15 protein-coding genes are annotated in these 19,030 nt (G+C 72.7%); 5 read left to right on the top strand and 10 right to left on the bottom strand.

Translation table 11 applies throughout. The features are described 5' to 3' along the window. Positions 1–66: 66 nt before the first annotated feature. The 6 genes from manA to IQ210_RS24300 form a co-directional block, all read right to left on the bottom strand. Positions 67–1,218: a mannose-6-phosphate isomerase, class I gene (gene manA / locus IQ210_RS24325; protein ID WP_194081199.1), complete on the bottom strand. Its 1,152-nt coding sequence runs from the start codon at positions 1,216–1,218 to the stop codon at positions 67–69. Between the two features lie 97 nt (positions 1,219–1,315). Continuing rightward, entirely contained in the window at positions 1,316–2,446 is a 1,131-nt protein-coding gene (locus tag IQ210_RS24320; protein ID WP_194081198.1) for an SIS domain-containing protein, read from the bottom strand. 64 nt (positions 2,447–2,510) lie between these two features. Further along, positions 2,511–2,681, bottom strand: coding sequence for a Trm112 family protein (locus tag IQ210_RS24315; RefSeq protein WP_007382472.1), 171 nt, complete (start codon positions 2,679–2,681; stop codon positions 2,511–2,513). Positions 2,682–2,899: 218 nt separating this feature from the next. Next, positions 2,900–4,264, bottom strand: coding sequence for a phosphomannomutase/phosphoglucomutase (locus IQ210_RS24310; RefSeq protein ID WP_194081197.1), 1,365 nt, complete (start codon positions 4,262–4,264; stop codon positions 2,900–2,902). A gap of 102 nt (positions 4,265–4,366) precedes the next feature. Continuing rightward, positions 4,367–5,983: an L-lactate permease gene (locus IQ210_RS24305; protein WP_194081196.1), complete on the bottom strand. Its 1,617-nt coding sequence runs from the start codon at positions 5,981–5,983 to the stop codon at positions 4,367–4,369. Positions 5,984–6,164: 181 nt separating this feature from the next. Next, positions 6,165–6,584 carry a DUF3499 domain-containing protein gene (locus tag IQ210_RS24300; protein ID WP_194081195.1) on the bottom strand — a complete coding sequence of 140 codons (420 nt, stop codon included), beginning with the start codon at positions 6,582–6,584 and terminating at the stop codon, positions 6,165–6,167. 295 nt (positions 6,585–6,879) lie between these two features. Between IQ210_RS24300 and IQ210_RS24295 the strand changes: the two genes are divergently transcribed. Beyond that, a complete protein-coding gene (locus IQ210_RS24295) occupies positions 6,880–7,323 on the top strand; it encodes a metallopeptidase family protein (protein WP_097264920.1) in 444 nt (147 codons plus the stop codon). Between the two features lie 16 nt (positions 7,324–7,339). Here the strand turns inward: IQ210_RS24295 and IQ210_RS24290 are convergent, their stop codons facing one another. The 3 genes from IQ210_RS24290 to IQ210_RS24280 all read right to left on the bottom strand — a co-directional run bounded on the left by IQ210_RS24290 (position 7,340) and on the right by IQ210_RS24280 (position 12,922). Next, positions 7,340–8,833: a DUF5719 family protein gene (locus IQ210_RS24290; RefSeq protein ID WP_194081194.1), complete on the bottom strand. Its 1,494-nt coding sequence runs from the start codon at positions 8,831–8,833 to the stop codon at positions 7,340–7,342. Then, complete coding sequence (locus IQ210_RS24285; RefSeq protein WP_194081193.1) at positions 8,830–12,465, bottom strand: glycosyltransferase family 2 protein; 3,636 nt, start codon at positions 12,463–12,465, stop codon at positions 8,830–8,832. Before IQ210_RS24285 ends, IQ210_RS24290 begins: the two co-directional genes overlap by 4 nt. A 193-nt stretch (positions 12,466–12,658) precedes the next feature. Beyond that, positions 12,659–12,922, bottom strand: a complete 264-nt coding sequence (locus IQ210_RS24280) for a WhiB family transcriptional regulator (protein WP_010986447.1) — start codon at positions 12,920–12,922, stop codon at positions 12,659–12,661. 609 nt (positions 12,923–13,531) lie between these two features. On the opposite strand from IQ210_RS24280, the gene IQ210_RS24275 reads away from it, so the two are divergent. The 4 genes from IQ210_RS24275 (at position 13,532) to IQ210_RS24260 (ending at position 17,447) form a co-directional block, all read left to right on the top strand. Beyond that, positions 13,532–14,026: a cysteine dioxygenase gene (locus IQ210_RS24275; protein WP_194081192.1), complete on the top strand. Its 495-nt coding sequence runs from the start codon at positions 13,532–13,534 to the stop codon at positions 14,024–14,026. 34 nt (positions 14,027–14,060) lie between these two features. Further along, a complete protein-coding gene (gene cofD / locus IQ210_RS24270; RefSeq protein WP_194081191.1) occupies positions 14,061–15,020 on the top strand; it encodes a 2-phospho-L-lactate transferase in 960 nt (319 codons plus the stop codon). After that, positions 15,017–16,318, top strand: coding sequence for a coenzyme F420-0:L-glutamate ligase (locus tag IQ210_RS24265; protein ID WP_194081190.1), 1,302 nt, complete (start codon positions 15,017–15,019; stop codon positions 16,316–16,318). The genes cofD and IQ210_RS24265 overlap by 4 nt, the downstream gene beginning before the upstream one ends. A gap of 109 nt (positions 16,319–16,427) precedes the next feature. Further along, positions 16,428–17,447 carry a DNA-3-methyladenine glycosylase family protein gene (locus IQ210_RS24260; RefSeq protein WP_194081189.1) on the top strand — a complete coding sequence of 340 codons (1,020 nt, stop codon included), beginning with the start codon at positions 16,428–16,430 and terminating at the stop codon, positions 17,445–17,447. 371 nt (positions 17,448–17,818) lie between these two features. Here IQ210_RS24260 and manB read toward each other — a convergent pair whose 3' ends face one another. Next, positions 17,819–18,901: a mannose-1-phosphate guanylyltransferase gene (manB, locus tag IQ210_RS24255; RefSeq protein WP_194081188.1), complete on the bottom strand. Its 1,083-nt coding sequence runs from the start codon at positions 18,899–18,901 to the stop codon at positions 17,819–17,821. Positions 18,902–19,030 lie beyond the last annotated feature (129 nt).

Here is a 19,030-nt window from a genome sequence, read left to right as displayed (position 1 = left end):
GCTTTGCCGGTGGGCCATTGTTGCAGCCTCGCCGGGGGTCGCCTCGTCAGGTGTCCACAGGCCCGGTCATACGATCACAGTTGCCCGGAAGACTGTGCCCGTCCCCGACACCTCGGCCTTCTCGCCCGCCGGGACGAACACCGACTGACCTGGGCTCAGCTCGTGCTCCCCCGCCCGGATCGAGCCTGCCGTGCAGAGCAGGATCTGCGGGGTCGGGCGCGTCAGGTCATGGGCGGCGCCGCCCTCGGGGAGGACGTAGCGCGACAGCCGGAACTCGTCGATGGGGGTCTCGTAGACCTCTTCGCCGTCCGGGGACGCCTCCGGGCGCAGCACGCCGGGGTCGGCGGCCTCGAAGCGGACGATGCGCAGGAGTTCGGGGACGTCGACGTGCTTGGGGGTCAAGCCGCAGCGCAGGACGTTGTCGGAGTTGGCCATGATCTCGACGCCGAGGCCGCTGAGGTAGGCGTGAGGGATGCCTGCGCCGAGGAACAGGGCCTCGCCGGGCTGGAGTCGGACGTAGTTCAGCAGCATGGCCGCGATGACGCCCGGGTCGCCCGGGTAGTGGTGGGCGATGTCCGCGTACGGGGCGTACTCGCCGCCGAGGCGCGCGCAGGCGGCGGCCGCCTCCGTGACCGTACGGGCCATCTCCTCGGGGTCGGCGCTGAGCACGGCCGTGAGGACCTCGCGCAGGGCGGCGTCCTCGGGGTGGGCGTGCAGCAGGTCGACGTACGGCTTGAGGGAGTCGACGCCGAGGCCGGCCAGCAGTTCGGCGGCCTGGTTCGGGTCGCGGAAGCCGCACAGGCCGTCGAACTCGGTGAGCGCGCAGATGAGTTCGGGCTTGTGGTTGGCGTCCTTGTAGTTGCGGTGCCCGGCGTCGACGGGGATGCCGCGGCGCTCCTCGTCCTCGTAACCCTCCTTCGCCTGCGCGAGGTCGGGGTGCACCTGGAGCGAGAGCGGGGCCCCCGCGGCGAGGATCTTGAGCAGGAAGGGCAGGCGCGGGCCGAACTTCGCGACGGCCGCCGCGCCCAACTCCCGTTCCGGATCGGCCTCGATGACCTCGACGAGGGTGCCGCGCGCGGTGCGCGAGGGCGCGCCGGGGTGGGCGCCCATCCACATCTCCGCCTGCGGCTCGCCGCTCGGTGCGACGCCCAGGAGCTCGGGGATGGCGGTGGTGGAACCCCAGGCGTAGGGGCGGATGGTGTTGTCGAGGCGGTCCATCGGGTTCTTTCTGTACGACGGTCAGGGCGTCCCGTGCGTCGATCGTGGTTCGGTCCGTGGGTCGAGCCGTACGACGGTCAGGGCGTCCCGGGCATGATCAGGCTCCGGAGGCGAGCGCCAGGTAAACCGCGGCGAAATCCGTGATGGCGATCAGTTCCGCGAGGGTCTCCAGTTCGGCGCCTTCCTCCGGTTCCAGCTCGCTGATCGGGGTGTCGTGGCTCAGCGCCAGGTCCCGGGCGGCGGGCGCGGCGCTGAGGCCGCCGATGGGGCGGTCGCGGAGCAGCACCACGCGCGCGTGGAGCGCGGGAGGCTCCTCCACGCGGTCGCGGAAGAAGTCGTCGGGGTCGGCGCTGGCGGCCAGCGGTCCGGCGAGCAGGGCGCTGTGGGCGGCGAGCGCCTCGGGCAGTTCGGCGACCAGGGCGGGGCGGCCGGAGAGCTCGGCGAGCGCGGCGGCGAAACGGCGGCCCGCCGGTCCGGCCGAGACGCCCTCCGTCCAGATCACCGGGAGCGCGTCGGCGAGCTCGGCGGCCAGGGTCTTCGCCGGGTTGCTGTACGTCGCGATCGCGGGCCCGCAGCGTTCGGCGATGTGGTCGAGGCGGTCGGCGACCTTCTCCAGGGCGTCCGGCGGGGCGGCGAGCAGGCCGGTGCGGTCGAGGATCGCGAGCAGCGGCGTGAACAGTGCCCACAGGACGCCCGGGGCGGACGCGGTGAGCTGCTGTTCGTCCTGCTCGTACGGGGCTGTCGCGAGCGGTACGAAGAGGCCGTGGGCGCCCTCGACCGCCTCGGTGAGCGGGGTGCCGGCGGGGGCCACCGCGACGACCGTGCAGCCGCGGCGGTAGGCCTGGTCGGCGAGGAGGGACAGGCCCGGTTCGGTGCCGTCCGGGGTGGCGATCAGGAGAAGGTCGACCGAGCCGGTCCAGCCCGGGAGCTCCCAGCGCAGGGCGCCCGCGGCGGGGGCGACGCCGGTGGGGGCGAGGCGGATGACGGGGCTGCCGGGGCCGGCGAGCGTGCCGAGGAGGTCGGCGACGCAGATGGCGGCGGCGCCTGGGCCCGCGATGAGGACCGCGCGGGGGCGGCCGTCGGGCTTGAGGTCGTTGACACCGGCCTCGGCGGCGTGCCGGGTCGCGGTGCGGACGCGGGCGCCTGCCTCGGCGGCGCCGCGCAGCAGGCCGCGGCGGTCGGCCTCCGAGAGCGCCTCGGGGGTGTCGAGCAGCGATTCGTCGAGCATGGGCGGCAGACTCCTCCGATCGCCGGGTTCGTCGGTTACGCGCGCGTGGCCCCGTCGGGCGCGGTCACGCGGGGCGGCGGGCCTCGTCGACGAGGAGGACGGGGATGCCGTCGCGGACGGGGTACGCCAGGCCGCAGTCCTGGCCGGTGCAGATCAGCTCGGTGTCCTGCTCCTTGAGAGGGGCGTGGCAGGCCGGGCAGGCGAGGATCTCCAGGAGGCCGGCTTCGAGCGGCATGAGGGGTTCCCTTCGGGGGCGGTACGGCTGCTTGCGCGGATGTGCCTGGTCAGCGTACCGCCGGTGGGGGGTGGGTGCCGGGGTTGTGGATAACCGGGGTCAGTGCTGGGCCGGGGTCGGGGGGCGGACGGACGGCTGCCGCTGCTGGGTGGGCGCCGCCCTGGCTGCGCGACTGCTCGCAGCCAGGGCGCGCGCCATGTCGACGGCACCCCTCACCCTCACGCCCTGATGATCGCCAGCACCTCGTCCCGTACCTTCGTCATCGTCGCCTCGTCCCTCGCCTCCGCGTTCAGGCGGAGCAGGGGCTCCGTGTTGGAGGGGCGGACGTTGAACCACCAGTCGGCGGTCGTGATCGTGAGGCCGTCCAGGTTGTCGAGCGTGACGCCCTCCTGGCCCTCGTACGCGGAGCGGATCGCGGCGAGGCGGTCCGTCTGGTCGGCGACCGTGGAGTTGATCTCACCGGAGCCGGTGTAGCGGTCGTAGGAGGCCACCAGGGCGGACAGCGGGCCTTCCTGGCCGCCGAGGGCGGCGAGGACGTGGAGGGCGGCCAGCATGCCGGTGTCGGCGTTCCAGAAGTCCTTGAAGTAGTAGTGCGCGGAGTGCTCGCCGCCGAAGATCGCGCCGGACTTCGCCATCTCGGCCTTGATGAAAGAGTGGCCCACGCGCGTGCGGACCGGGGTGCCGCCGTTCTCCTTGACGACCTCCGGAACGGACCAGGACGTGATCAGGTTGTGGATGATCACGCCCGCGCCGCCGTTCCTGGCCAGCTCGCGCGCGGCCACCAGGGCGGTGATGGCCGACGGGGAGACCGGGTCGCCGTGCTCGTCGACGACGAAGCAGCGGTCGGCGTCGCCGTCGAAGGCGATGCCGAGGTCGGCGGACTCCTCGCGGACGCGCTTCTGCAGGTCCACGAGGTTCGCCGGGTCGAGGGGGTTGGCCTCGTGGTTCGGGAACGTGCCGTCCAGCTCGAAGTACATCGGGACGAGGTCGAGCGGGAGGCCCGCGAAGACCGTCGGAACCGTGTGCCCGCCCATGCCGTTGCCCGCGTCGACCACGACCTTCAGGGGGCGGATCGAGGTCAGGTCGACCAGGCCCCGCAGGTGGGCCGCATAGTCGTCCAACGTGTCGCGCCGCGTGATCGTGCCCTGCGTCGCCGCCGGGGCCGGGGCGCCGGTGTCGGTCCAGCTCTCCACCAGCTCGCGGATCTGGGTGAGCCCCGTGTCCTGCCCGACCGGGGCGGCGCCCGCGCGGCACAGCTTGATGCCGTTGTACTGCGCGGGGTTGTGGGAGGCCGTGAACATCGCGCCCGGCAGGTTCAGCGCGCCGGAGGCGTAGTACAGCTGGTCGGTGGAGCACAGGCCGATCTCGGTCACGTCGACGCCCTGGGCGGCGGCTCCGCGCGCGAAGGCCCGCGACAGGCCGGGGGACGAGGGCCGCATGTCGTGGCCGATCACGATCGCGCTCGCGTCGACCACCTGCACGAAGGCCGCTCCGAAGAGCTCGGCGAGCGTCTCGTCCCACTGGTCGGGAACGACCCCGCGCACGTCGTAAGCCTTCACGAGCTGTGACAGATCAGCAGCCACTGCCTAACCCCTCCAAAAGTCCTGTCGGTCGCCCCAAACTACCCGCAGCCACCGACAGCCCGCTGTGCGTCCGCTGAGTGGACCCAAGAACGTAACCTCAGGTCAGGGCAGCATCCAGTCCAGCACCGGGGAGCTCTGCCCGACCACGATGAGGCACATCACCAGCAGCAGCCCGAGGCTCCAGGGCAGCACCTTGCGCAGCAGGTCCCCCTCGCGGCCGGCGAGGCCGACGGCGGCGCAGGCGATGGTGAGGTTCTGCGGGGAGATCATCTTGCCGAGGACGCCGCCGGAGCTGTTCGCGGCGGCCAGCAGTTCCGGGGACAGCCCCGACTCGCGCGCGGCGGTCACCTGGAGCGCCCCGAAGAGCGCGTTGGCGGAGGTGTCGGAGCCGGAGACGGCCACGCCGAACCAGCCGAGGACCGGGGAGAGGAAGGCGAGTCCGGCGCCCGCCGCCGCCACGAAGTGGCCGATGGTGGCGGCCTGTCCGGAGAGGTTCATGACGTAGGCGAGCGCGAGCACGCTCGTCACGGTGAGGATCGCGAACCTCAACTCGTGCACGGTGGCGAGCCATTCCTTGACGGCCACGCGCGCGTGGACGCCGAGGACGACCGCCGTGCACAGCCCGGCGAGCAGTACGAGCGTGCCGCCGGTGGAGACGATCGGCCAGGTGTAGACGTTGCCGCCGACCGGCTCGCCGTCGGGGGTCACGACGTTCAGGAACGGCCAGTCGTAGGTCTGGGTCGCCTTCGCCAGCCAGTCCTTGACCGCGGGGATCTGCGCGATCGAGAAGATGGCGACGATCAACGCATAGGGGGCGTAGGCGCGTACGACCTCACCGCGCGGGTCGTCCTCGTCGAGCTCCTCGCTCCTGACGCCCGTCAGCACGGACGCGCGCACCGACTCCTCCGCGGGTACGGGCGCGTGCGGTACGGCGACCAGGGCGGCCGCGCCCGCCAAGGCGGCGCCGATGTCGGCCAGTTGTGCGGAGACGTAGTTGGAGGCGGCGAACTGGGCGACGGCGAAGGCGACTCCGCACACCAGGGCGGGCACCCAGGTCTCGCGCAACCCCCGCCGCCCGTCCACGAGATGCACCAGCACGAGCGGCACCACCAGGGCCAGCAGCGGCGTCTGACGCCCCACCACGGAGGCCACGGTGTCCAGCGGAAGGCCCGTCACCTGAGCGAGCGTCACCACCGGAGTGCCCATCGCGCCGAAGGCGACGGGGGCGGTGTTGGCGACCAGGGCGACGACCGCCGCCTTCACCGGGTCGAAGCCGAGGGCGACGAGCATCACCGAGCAGATCGCGACGGGCGCCCCGAAGCCGGCGAGGGCCTCCAGGAGGGCGCCGAAGCAGAAGGCGACGACGAGGGCCTGGATGCGCGGGTCGTCGGAGAGCCGTCCGAAGGAGCGGCGCAGGATGTCGAAGTGCCGGGTGCGGACCGTCATCCGGTACACCCACAGGGCGTTGACGACGATCCACAGGATGGGGAAGAGGCCGAAGACGGCCCCCTGGGCGCCGCTGGAGAGCGTCTGGCCCAGCGGCATGCCGTACGCGACCCAGGCGACCAGAACGGCCGTCAGAAGCCCTGTGAGGCCCGCGAGATGGGCTTTGAGGCGGACGCCGCCGAGCAGGACGAGGACGATCACCAGAGGCAGGGCGGCGACGAGGGCGGACAGGCCCAGTGAGTCGGCGACGGGTTCCAGTTCCTGGACGTACACGGGCGCCTCCCCGATCCGGTTCCGCCTCCGGGTTCGCTCAATTCCGGTATGCGGAAAGCGATTTCTCGTTTCGGCTTCCGGAATGGTCGTGTCCGCGCCAAGCAGTCGTCAATGGTCGTGCGTCACTGAGCGGAACGTGCACCAAATGCACACGGAAAAGGGGTGGTTGCCGACCGGAAGGTCAGTTGTCGGGCGAGCGCAGCACCCGCAGATGCCCGCGCCGCGCGACCTCCATCGGGTCCGCCGCGCGTCCCCCGCCGGCCTGGGCGGCGCGCTCCTGCGGGCGGGCCGCCTCGCGGACCGCGTTGGCAAGCGCTTCCAGGTCGTCGCCGCTGGGGCGGGCGGGGGCCGAACCGTCGAGCAGCCGGACGACCTCCCAACCGCGCGGGGCGGTGAGGCGCTCGGAGTGCTCGGCGCACAGGTCGTAGCAGTGGGGTTCGGCGTAGGTGGCGAGCGGGCCGAGGACCGCGGTCGAGTCGGCGTAGACGTACGTCAGCGTCGCGACGGCGGGGCGGCCGCAAGCGGTGCGCGAACAGCGACGTACAGGGCTCACGACGTTGGACGGTACCGCACTCTTGAGCGGGCCGCGACGACTCTCCATCAGGTCACTCCACCGTGTCGTGGCGTGAAACGCCCCACACGCCCCTTTGGGCACACCTTGCTGACCTGCACGGACACCTCCTACCGAGATCTCGAACGGCATCGGTTCCGGTCATCACTCCGTACAAACAAGGTCAATTGCCATGAGATCACCGGTCTCGGAGAGATACGGAATCGAGCCCAACCTTGGCTGGAATGGTCATCCGGCGACATGCCGTGCGAGGTGGCCGAAGAGCCCCCGGGCCCCGCGTGGGCCCCGGGCACCAGGCCTCGCCGGGGACTACGCTTCACCAGTGATGGACAACCCCGTACCGCCCCGTGCCGCCGGCCCCGGGCCCCGCCGACGTGATCGACACGGCCGGGGCATGCGCGGCCCGATCGCGCCGCCCCAGGTCCCGCTCGCGGCGAGCCGTGCCGAGGCGTTCGCGGATCTGGTGCAGGACTCCGTGGAGCGGCTGGAGCGGCGCTGGCCGCAGCTCGCCGACATCGATTTCCTGGTCCTCGAGGTGCCGCACCTCGACGGCCGGAGCTTCAACGACGAGGCGGTCCCCCTGGGCGGCACGATCGCCGCGCGGGAGGGCCGCCCCGCGCGCGTGGTGATCTACCGCCGCCCGGTGGAGATCCGCACCAAGGGCCGCGACGAGCGCGCGGCCCTGGTGCACGAGGTCGTCGTCGAGCAGGTCGCCGAGCTCCTCGGGCTGACGCCGGAGACGGTCGACCCGCGCTACGGCGAGGACTGAGAAACGCCCCTGCGGGCTACTTCTGCAGCACCGACAGGTCCTCGTCCGCCTCCGGGACCGCGACCATGCCCCGGTCGTCCGGCAGCGTCTGGACCGTGAAGCCGGGGATGCCGTCCTCGGTGGCCGCCAGGGTCCGGGCCGCGTAGACCGGGCCGCCCGAGACCGGCTCCACCGTCAGCGCGTACGTGCCCTTCAGGCCGCTCGGCTCGGGAAGCTCCACGTCCTGGGTGGTGCCGCCCTTGATCGTGTACGTCTTCGAGGCCGCCGTGCCCCCGTCGCTGCCCGCCGACGCGGTCACCTTGACCTGCGCGGTGCCGCTGGGCGCCACCAGGGACAGCGTGGTGCCCTTGGCGCTGTTGTCGGCGGCCGTCGCGCGGGTGCCGACCGGGCGGGTGGCCGGGATGAACGCCGTCTCCTGCTTGTCGCCCTTGCCCCGGGTGACCCGCAGCGCGGCCACCACCGGCGCGGAGTCGCCGGTCGGCGTCAGGACCAGCGAACCGGCCTCCCCGCGCGTGACCGCGCCCAGGTCGACCGCGGTCGTCATGCCGGCCTTGACGTGCAGTGTCTCGCTGCCGGCCGGGGTGATCGAGCCGGACGGCGAGGCGAGGCGCACCTTCAGGTCGGCGTCCGCGTCGCCGGGCGCGAAGGCGACCAGGCGCACGGCGGTGGCGTCCTTGGGGATGCCCGGCAGGACCAGGCTGCCCGCCGGGTCCGTGGATGCGGCCAGCCAGTCGCCGCCGATCTTGTCGTCGAGGGCCTGTACGGCGGCGCCGACGCGTCCGCTGCGGACGTTGACGTGCACGGTGAGGTTGGTCTGCTTCTCGGCGGTGAGCGTGGACAGCAGGATCGGCTCGCTGGACCTCGGCGGGATCGTGATGTCCTCGCCGGCCGTGGTCGCCACGGCGCCGTCCTTGCCGTAGAGCTCGATGTCGACGACGGCCGCCGAGTCGTCGGGGTTGGTCAGGTGCACGTAGTCGGTGCGGTCGGCGGCGGTGCTGGCGCCGGGGAACCAGAACTCGGTGTCGGCGGCGGAGCAGTTGACGCCCTGGAGGCCGCGTCCGGTGCCTGCGGCGACCTCGGTGGTCTCCTGCACGGTCCAGCCGGGCGCGAACCTGCCCTCGGCGGTGCCGATGAGCGCGGGCGAGTCGCCGCCGGAGGTGTCCTCGGTGTCGGGTGTGCCAGGCTCCTTGGCCGTGAGGACGGGCTTGGCGGCCTTCTTCCCGTCCGCCTTCTTGTCGCTGTCCTCCGACTCCTGGGCCGCAGAGACGAGTTCGGCCTTGCCGTCGCTTCCGGTGCCCTTGGTGACGGGCGTGAACGACGTGTAGGACGTGTCGGCGATGTCGGACAGGCTGGGGCTCGGGCAGAGCAGGCTGGTGCGCTCCACGGGCAGCTCGGCGGCCGCCTTGGCGGTGTCCGTGCCGGAGGTGTCGGGCGCGCTGAGCGAGGCGAAGCCGGTGACGGCGGCGAGAGCGGTCGCGCAGGCGATCAGGGACACGGTCGTGCGGTTCACTGCTGGCTCCCGTCGGGACGCTCGCCGCCCTGCTGCTGCGGCTGCGTCGGGTCGTACGTGGCGTCGTAACCCTGGTCGTACGGCTGCCCGTACTGGTCGTACGACGGTTGCTGCGCCTGGCCTCCGTAGGCGTACGGGTCGTACTGGCCGCCCTGGTACGGGTCCGCGTAGCCCTGCTGGTCGTAGCCGCCCGCCGGGTACTGCTGGGCGGGCTGGTACTGGTCACCGGTGTAGGGGTCGTAGCCGGTGCCCTGGTAGGCCGACTGGTCCCAGTCGGCGTAGGACTGCTGCTGCGGGACCGGTACCGGGGTCTCCTCCGAAGGAGGAGACGTGGGCTCGTCGCCCTGGGCGGTCTCCTCGGCCTCGGCCTGGGCGCGCAGGCGGCGGGCGCGGCGGCCCTCGCCCTCCGTCGCCTGGGCGGGGATCGCCCGCTCCTCCTCGGGGAGGTCGTCGTCGATGTCGCGGCGGCGGCCGGGCAGGGCCAGCACCACGAGGACGAGGGCGAGGGCGCCCTGGGCCCACAGCCAGGCGGTGTGGGTGATCGGGTCGTCGTAGACGACGTCCAGCTTGCCGCCGGAGGCGGGGAGTTCGAAGCCCTGGGCCCAGCCGTCGACCGTGGTCGGGGTGAGCGGCCTGCCGTCCAGGGTGGCCGTCCAGCCCTCGGCGGCGGTGTCGGCGAGGCGCAGGGTGCGGCCGTCGGCACCGGACGGGATCGTGGTGTGGATCTCGACGGGGCCCGCGGCGACGAGGGTCGGCGCGCCGGAGCCGCTGACGATGGTGGCGCGGGCGACGTCCTGGTCGACCCGCCACAGGGCGCTGCCGTTCTGCTCGCTCAGCCGGGACAGGCCCGGGGTGGCGTCCAGGACGCGGGTCACCTCGCGCGAGGCGCCCTTGTGGACGAGGACGTAGCGCACCGCGAACTTGCCGAGCTGGTCGGCCTGGTCGGCGCCGGAGCCGGCGACGAGGTTGGCGACGACCTTGTCGAGCGCGGCGTTCTCACCGCTCGCGGCGGCGAGTTCGGCGTCGCCGAGGCGGGCGCCCGAGCCGCGGACCAGCATGTAGCCGACGTGGGCGGCGGAGTCGCTGTCGAGAACGAGGGTGCGGGCCCGGTCGCGGTTGTTGCCGTCCTCGGCGACGAACGCGGGCACCTGCACCGGGTCGCGGCGCTCCAGGGGGCCGTCGGCGCCGCGGATCATCCAGCCGGCGGCGACGAGCAGCGGGCCCGCCGCGGCGGCGAAGGCGATCAGGGCGGCGACCGGCTGGCGCCAGCCGAAGCTCTGCTCGGCCACCCGCGCGCGGGCCCCGTCGGCGCCGAGCATCGCGGCGGCCAGGAGGGCGAGACCGTAGACGAGGGTGGCGGGGCCCGCCCAGGTGGAGTTGTTGGACAGGACGGCGAAGACGAGGCCCACGAGGGCGACCGCCCAGGCCGTCCAGATGCCGAACTGCCGCTCCGAGCGCAGCAGGGCGGCCAGCGCGGCCAGGACGACGCCGATGAGCATCAGGCCGCTGACCGTGCCGGGGCCGCCGGGGCTGGCGCCGAGCAGGTCGGTGGCGGAGGCGGCCGAGGAGCCGTACGCCAGGCCGGCCTCGTCGAAGAAGCCGAACGGCAGCAGCGTCAGCGACCAGGGCGCGAGGATCAGCAGGGGCGTGCCGAGTTGGGCCAGGAAGCGCAGGCCGTAGGCGGTGATGTCGGCGCGGCGCACGGCCAGGACGCCGAGGCCGAGCAGCAGCGCGGTCGGCCAGACGATCGGCGTGAACGCGGTGGTGATCGTCAGGAGCAGGGCGTACGCCCAGGTGGCGCGCCAGCTGCCGCGCGCGTCGGAGGCGTGCGCGAGGCCACTGGCGGCGATGCCCGCGCGCGCGATGAGCGGCAGCAGGATCGCGAGGACGGCGGTGCCGATGCGGCCGCCGGCGAGGGCGCCGGTGGCGGCGGGCAGGAAGGCGTAGACGACGGCCGCCCACGCGCGCAGGAGCCGCGACTCGACCAGGGGCCGGGAGGCGAAGTAGGCGGTGAAGCCGGCCAGCGGCACCGAGCAGACGAGCAGGACGGTGACCGCGAGCCCGGTCGAGCCGAACAGCACGGAGGCGAGCATCGCGACGATCGCCAGGTACGGCGGCGCGGAGGCGGTGCCGCCGGCACCCACGCCGTGCCAGGCGTCGAGGTAACGGGACCACAGCTCACCGGAGTCGGCGGGGGCGGGCAGCAGGGCGCCGCCCGCGAGCGCGCCGCCGCCGAGGAGTGCACGGCAGGCGACGAGCGAGACGAGCAGCAGCACCAGGAACAGCACCGGGCCTGGCTTGCGGGCGATGCGCTTCACGCGCGCGAACTGCTCGATCTCCAGGAAGTCGGCGTCGTCGCCGCCGGGCCCGGACTCGACCGCGCCGCCATGGCGTCCGGCGCCCGAGGTCTGCTCGGGGTCGGAGCGGCCGACGAGGCTGCCGGCGGCCTGTTCGACGGTGGCCCGCACGGTCGCGCCGGGCGGTGGGAACAGCTGCCGCAGCTCGTCCTTGTCGACGACCGGGGTGCCGCGCCTGCGGCGCCCGGCGATGATCCGCTCGGGCCGCAGCAGGGTGCCGAGCAGACCGCGGATCTCGTCGAGGGCCTGTCCGGGGACCTTGCCGACGAGGTAGGCGAGCGTCCTGAGGACGGTGCCGACGACGAGCCGGATCAGCACCCAGGGCAGCACGGCCGTACGGCTGTTGACGAGGAGGGTGTAGGCGGCGCCCGCCTTGTCGACCTTGTGCGGGGAGGCCGCGGTGCGGCCCACGCAGTCGACGGCGCGGCGCTCGCGCGAGGCCGCCTCCGCGTGCCGGACGACCGCCTCGGGGGCGACGAGGACGCGGTGGCCGGCCGCGGTGGCGCGCCAGCACAGGTCGACGTCGTCGCGCATCAGGGGCAGGCGCCGGTCGAAGCCGCCGAGTGCGTCGAAGACGTCGCGCCGGACGAGCATTCCGGCGGTGGAGACGGAGAGCACGGGCCGGACGTGGTCGTGCTGGCCCTGGTCCTGTTCGCGGCGGTCGAGGCCGGTCCAGCGGCGTCCGGAGTGGGCGATGGTGACGCCGACCTCCAGGAGCTGCCGTTTGTCGTACCAGCCGCGGAGCTTGGGGCCGACGACGGCCACGTCGTCGCGGCCGAGCTCCAGTTCCTGGTCGACGACGCGCAGCAGCTGGGCGAGGGCGTCGGGTTCGGGGGCGCAGTCGTCGTGCAGCAACCACAGCCACTGGACCGGCTCGCCGTGCGGCAGCTCGGGCAGGTCGTAGGCGTCGTCGCGCCACGTGCGCGTGACCGGGTCCCAGCCGCTGGGGCGCTTCAGGTACGGCAGTTCGTCCGGGGTGAGGACGGGCGCGGTGCGGTTGGCCTCCTCGACAGCCTGGCCGAAGCCGGTGCGGCGGGCGAGGTGCAGCACCCGGTCGGGGCCGAGGGCGTCGGTGACCAGCTGCGCGGAGGTGTCGGCGCTGCCGGTGTCGGCGGCCATGGCGAACTGGACGGGGCGCTCCTGGCCGAGCAGCCCGGCGAGCGCGTCGGGCAGCCAGCGGGCGCCGTCATGCGAGACGAGGACCGCGGTCACCACATGACGCGGGAACTCAGGAGTGGCAGCGTCGTGAGCTGCCGTGTGGCTGTGCACGGACATCGAGGTACGGGCCCCGGTTCGGTGGACTGCGGTGGACGCCTGTGCCCCGAGGGGGCAGCGGGGCGTCTCGGACGAGCGACCACACTATCGGCTGGGCACAGCAGCGGCCCGCCGCCTGTGGACAACCCACCTGCGACGGGCCGTAAGTCCCGTATGTACGTGCGGATGCGGACCCTTCACGGACCCGGTCGGTTCAGATCGCGGCCTTCTTCAGGCGGCGCCGCTCCCGTTCTGACAGGCCGCCCCAGATGCCGAAGCGCTCGTCGTTGGCGAGGGCGTACTCGAGGCACTCGGAGCGGACCTCACAAGCCAGGCAGACCTTCTTGGCCTCACGGGTGGAGCCACCCTTCTCGGGGAAGAAGGACTCGGGGTCGGTCTGGGCGCACAGCGCGCGCTCCTGCCAGCCGAGTTCCTCGTCCGCGTCGTCGACCAGCAGTTGCTGCACCAGCTCGGTCATGTGCGCCCCTCGTCTGTCTTTCGCGTCCCCGTGATGTAGCCGTTACCGATTTCGGCTGAACGACACGAGTGAAATTACAAGTGTGCTGCTCCGGGCGAGTCAAGCCGAGATCTGCTATTGGGCCCCTTATTCACTCTGCGGAACCAAGGCCTAGCGGAAAGTGTTCAAATCGCCATAAACCTTGACAAGCAGATGGGGTCCGCGGGGTCGTCCGACCCGTGCAGGACCTGTACGGAGAAGGACGCCCAGGAGCTCGTTCCCGTTCCGTGCGCGCCGGTTGTGCGCCATGTGTCCCGGTAGACCCCTGAACAAACCTTTCACCTCTCAGATGAACCGGATGAGGTGAAACCGGTCCCACATGCCGGTGTCGAGTTGACAGTGCGGGTGTGAACCGCTGTCCTTGTGGGCATGCTCGCGAACTTGGCGCTCACCACGACCCGCACCGCCGGGTCCCACGGTGCTGCCCGCGCTCGCTGTAGCTGTTGCTGTCACAGCTGTTGAGCCCGGTGAACGACACCCGCTCCAGCTGAAGGCCGAATCCCCCGGGACTCGGCCTTTCTCGTTCCCTCTGTCTGACTGACCTCCTTTCACTGAGGAACCACCGCACCCATGAACAGCGACAACGACCTCCAGATCGCCGGCGACATCCTCGAGGTCCCGCATCTGCTCCAGGCCCCGCGCGAGCACCCCGTCACCGTCGCGGAGTTCGTGGGCCTCGCCCGCTCCATCGCCGCCGACCGCTCCCAGTGGGAGCACCTCGTGCAGTACGACGCCACGTCGCGCTGGTACCACCGGCTGCGCACCGGGCCCGGCTACGAGGTCTGGCTGCTGTCCTGGGTGCCCGGTCAGGGCAGCGGGCTGCACGACCACGGCCGCTCCTCCGGCGTGCTGACCGTCCTGGACGGCGAGCTCACCGAGCGCACCGACCGCGGCACGCGCGCGTTGGCCACCGGCACGCAGCGGGTGTTCGCGCCGGGCTATGTGCACGAGGTCGTCAACGACGCGCTGGAGCCGGCGGTCAGCCTGCACGTGTACTACCCGGGCCTGACGGAGATGCCGATGCACACGACCCAGGCCTGCGAGGCGCGTCCGGTGACTGCCTGACGCGTTGTCGTACCCGCCTGCAAGACTTGGGGCCATGCGAATCGTGGTTCTGGCAGGCGGCATCGGCGGTGCCCGTTTCCTGCGCGGTCTGAAGCAGGCCGTGCCGGACGCGGACGTCACGGTCATCGGCAACACCGGCGACGACATCCACCTCTTCGGACTGAAGGTCTGCCCGGACCTCGACACGGTGATGTACACGCTCGGCGGCGGCATCAACGAGGAACAGGGCTGGGGCCGGGCCGACGAGACCTTCCACCTCAAGGAGGAGCTCGCGGCGTACGGCGTCGGCCCCGAGTGGTTCGGGCTCGGCGACCGGGACTTCGCCACCCACATCGTGCGCACGCAGATGATCGGCGCCGGATTCCCCTTGAGCGCGGTCACCGAGGCGCTCTGCGACCGCTGGAAGCCGGGCGTGAAGCTGATCCCGATGTCCGACGACCGCGTGGAGACCCATGTCGCCGTCGAGGTGGACGGCGAGCGCAAGGCGGTCCACTTCCAGGAGTACTGGGTACGGCTGCGGGCCTCGGTCCCGGCGGAGGCGATCGTGCCGGTCGGCGCCGAGCAGGCGAAGCCGGCGCCCGGCGTCCTGGAGGCGATCGCCGACGCTGACGTCATCCTCTTCCCGCCGTCCAACCCGGTCGTCTCGGTCGGCACGATCCTGGCCGTGCCCGGCATCCGCGAGGCGATCGCCGAGGCGGGCGTCCCCGTCGTCGGCCTCTCCCCCATCGTCGGGGACGCGCCCGTGCGCGGCATGGCCGACAAGGTGCTGGCGGCGGTGGGCGTGGAGTCGACGGCCGCGGCGGTGGCCGAGCACTACGGCTCCGGGCTGCTGGACGGCTGGCTCGTCGACACCGTCGACGCGGCCTCCGTGGAGCGCGTCGAGGCGGCAGGCATCCGCTGCCGTGCCGTACCGCTGATGATGACGGACCTCGACGCGAGCGCGCAGATGGCCCGCGAGGCGCTGGCACTGGCGGAGGAGGTCCGGGCCCGATGAGTACGGACGGCTTCCGCGCGTGGGCCGTGCCCGGGCTGCCCGAGATCGCGGCCGGGGACGACCTCGCCAAGCTGATCGCCGCCGCCGAGCCCGGCCTCGCCGACGGTGACGTGCTGCTCGTCACCTCGAAGATCGTCTCCAAGGCGGAGGGCCGGATCGTCGAGGCGGCCGACCGGGAGGCGGCGATCGACGCCGAGACGGTCCGCGTGGTGGCTCGGCGCGGTGCGCTGCGGATCGTCGAGAACCGGCAGGGGCTGATCATGGCCGCGGCGGGCGTCGACGCCTCCAACACCCCGGCCGGGACGGTCCTGTTGCTGCCCGAGGCCCCGGACGCCTCCGCGCGGGCGATCCGCGAGGGGCTGCGGGAGCTGCTCGGGGTCGACGTCGGCGTGGTCGTCACCGACACCTTCGGCCGGCCCTGGCGCGCGGGGCTCACGGACGTGGCGATCGGCGCCGCCGGGGTACGGGTGCTCGACGACCTGCGCGGGGGCACGGACGCGTACGGCAATCCGCTCAGCGCCACCGTCGTCGCCACCGCCGACGAACTGGCCGCGGCCGGCGACCTGGTCAAGGGCAAGGCCGCCGGGCTGCCCGTCGCCGTGGTGCGCGGGCTGCCGCACGTGGTCTCCGACGAGCACGGGGAGGGGGCGGGCGCCATGGTGCGCGGCGCGCGCGACGACATGTTCCGGCTGGGCACCTCCGAGGCGGTACGACTGGCGGTGACCCAGCGGCGTACGGTCCGGGCCTTCACGGACGAGCCGGTCGACGGGGGTGCCGTACGGCGGGCCGTCGCCGCGGCCGTGACCGCGCCGGCGCCGCATCACACGACGCCGTGGCGATTCGTCCTGCTGGAGTCCGAGGCCTCGCGGACCGAGCTGCTGGACGCGATGCGGGACGCGTGGATCGCGGATCTGCGGCGCGACGGCAAGAGCGAGGAGTCGATCGCCAAGCGGGTGCGGCGCGGGGACGTGCTGCGGAACGCGCCCTATCTGGTGGTGCCGTGCCTCGTCATGGACGGCTCGCACACGTACGGCGATCCGCGGCGGGACGGCGCCGAGCGGGAGATGTTCGTCGTCGCGACCGGGGCCGGGGTGCAGAACTTCCTCGTCGCGCTGGCCGGGGAGCGGCTGGGGTCGGCGTGGGTGTCGTCGACCATGTTCTGCCGGGACGTCGTGCGGGAGGTGCTGGGGCTGCCTCAGGACTGGGATCCGATGGGGGCCGTGGCGGTCGGGCATCCGGCGGAGGAGCCGAAGGCCCGGGCGGAGCGGGATGCGGGGATGTTCATCGAGGTGCGGTGACGCGTTGCGGTGACACGGGGGTGAGGGCGGCTTCCGTCCCTCTACTCTCGTAGGGCCCCACCTACTCTCGTAGGACCCCTTTCCTTCGGCTTTCCCCGGGACTTCATTCGTGGCTGGACGGTTCGCTCCGCGGCCCACGCGTACCACGGTGCGCGGTGGGCATGTCGCCGTGCCAGGAGGCGTGCCCGGCGGTGTGCCGCGGCCCGCGCCCGCGCCGGGGCGGGTGCGGACGTTCGTGCCGGAGTGGCCGTTGGACCTGGGGCTCGTGCTCGGGCCGTTGCGGCGCGGGCCCGCCGATCCGACGTTCCGGGCGATGCCGGACGGGTCGGTGTGGCGGGCCAGTCTGACGCCGGTCGGGCCCGGGACGCTGCGGGTCGCCGCGCGGCGGGACGGCGAGGTCCGCGGGGAGGCGTGGGGGCCGGGGGCGGAGTGGTTGCTCGACCGGCTGCCCGAGCTGCTCGGGGCCGCCGACGATCCGTCCGTCTTCGTGCCCCGGCACCGGTTGCTGGCGGTGACCAGGCATCGGCGGCCCGGGTTGCGGCTGACGCGGACCGGGCTGGTGCTGGAGTCGTTGATCCCGTCGATCCTGGAGCAGAAGGTCACGACCGACGAGGCGTACCGGGCGTGGCGGTCGTTGGTACGGAAGTTCGGGGAGCCGGCGCCGGGGCCCGCGGCCGGGGGGCGGTTGTGGGTCATGCCGGCGCCTCGGACGTGGGCGTTGATCCCGTCGTGGGAGTGGCATCGGGCCGGGGTCGACAACAAGCGGGCGTCGACGATTCTGCGGGCTGTGCGGGTTGCTGCGCGGCTGGAGCAGGCAGTGGGGATGTCGGCGGAGGAGGCTCAGGCTCGGTTGGAGGTCGTGCCGGGGGTGGGGCCGTGGACGTCCGCGGAGGTGGTGCAGCGCAGTCATGGGGCGGCGGATGCGGTGACCGTGGGGGATCTGCATCTGCCGGGGATCGTGGGATGGGCGCTGGCCGGGGACCGGGATGCGGATGACGAGGTGATGTTGTCGCTGCTGGAGCCTTATGCGGGGCAGCGGCATCGGGCGGCTCGGTTGATCCTGTTGAGCGGGCGGACGCCGGCGCGGCGGGCGCCTCGGATGCCGCGGGGGGATATCGGGCGGTTGTGACGGGGGGTGGGTGCGGGTGCGGGTGCGGGTCGGCGGGGGTTCGCACCGGTTTTTCTCGCCCCCGCCGCCCCTACCCGTCCCATCACCAGGGGCTGCCGCCCCTTCGACCCCGCTGTCCCTGGGGGCTGCCGCCCCCAGACCCCCGCTTCGGCCCCGAAAGGGCCTCGTCCTCAAACGCCGGACGGGCTGAATGATGCAGGCCGGCGTCTGAGAGGCGAAGCCACTTGCGGGTGGGTGGGGGATCGGGAGGGGGGCAGCTCGGCCCCGAAAGGGCCTCGTCCTGAAAACGCCGGACGGGCTGACATGTGCGGGCCGGCGCTTCAAAGGTGCCGGACGCGCTGAAAGACGGGGCGGCAGTCCCCGGAGTCGGGCTACTGGTCCGAGGAGAAGCGGACCGCCCCCGCCGGGATCTTCGCGTCGCACCACACCCGGGCGCCGTCTCTCAGTTCGTTGTCGGGGCCCACCACCGCGCCGTCCCCGATGACCGTGCCGGTGAGGACGGAGCGTTCGCCCACCCTTGCCCGGGTGCCGATCAGGGAGTCCGTGATGATCGCACCCGGTTCGATGACCGCGCCCGGCAGGATCGTGCTGCCGAAGACCCGGGCGCCCTCGGCCACGAAGGCGCCCTCGCCGACCACCGTGCCGCCGGTGAGCTTGGCGTCGGGGGCCACGCGGGCCGTGGGGAGGATCAGGCGGTCGCCGCAGCGGCCGGGGACCGCCGGAGAGGGGGCGCGGCCCAGGACCAGGTCCGCTGAGCCTCGTACGAAGGCCGCCGGGGTGCCCAGGTCCAGCCAGTACGTGGAGTCGACCATGCCCTGGAGGTGGGCGCCGGCCGCGAGGAGGTCGGGGAAGGTTTCTCGTTCCACCGATACCGGTCTGCCGGTTGGGATCGTGTCGATCAGCGAGCGGCGGAAGACGTATGCGCCCGCGTTGATCTGGTCGGTGACGATCTCCTCGGGGGTCTGGGGCTTCTCCAGGAAGGCCAGGACCTTGCCCGTCTCGTCCGTGGGGACCAGGCCGTATGCGCGCGGGTCCGTCACCTTCGTGAGGTGGAGGGAAACGTCCGCGTTCGTCGACTCGTGGGTGGCCACCAGCGCCCTGATGTCCAGGCCGGTCAGGATGTCGCCGTTGAAGATGAGGACCGGGTCGTCGGGGCCCGAGTGGAGGCGCGAGGCCACGTTGCGGATCGCCCCGCCCGTGCCGAGCGGCTCCTCCTCGGTGACGTACTCGATGTGCAGGCCGAGGGCCGATCCGTCGCCGAAGTACGGTTCGAAGACCTCGGCCAGATAGGACGTGGCCAGGACGATGTGGTCCACGCCCGCGGCTCTGGCTCTCGCCAGCTGATGCGTGAGGAACGGGACTCCGGCCGCGCGGACCATGGGCTTCGGGGTGTGCACCGTCAGCGGGCGCAGCCTTGTGCCCTTGCCTCCGACCAGGAGGATCGCTTCTGTCACCTGTCGTCTCTGCTTCCTGCCGGTGACCGGCCGAACTGTCTTTCGACCGGTCAGTGTATGCAGACCGTTGTGCGGCGCTTTCGACAGCATCGACGGATTCGACGGCAGTACGGTTCTCCGTCCGTCCCT

Source organism: Streptomyces justiciae (genome assembly GCF_015163075.1).
In the GTDB taxonomy this organism is placed as follows: Bacteria; Actinomycetota; Actinomycetes; order Streptomycetales; family Streptomycetaceae; genus Streptomyces; species Streptomyces justiciae.
This window is presented reverse-complemented; position numbering and strand designations above follow the sequence as displayed.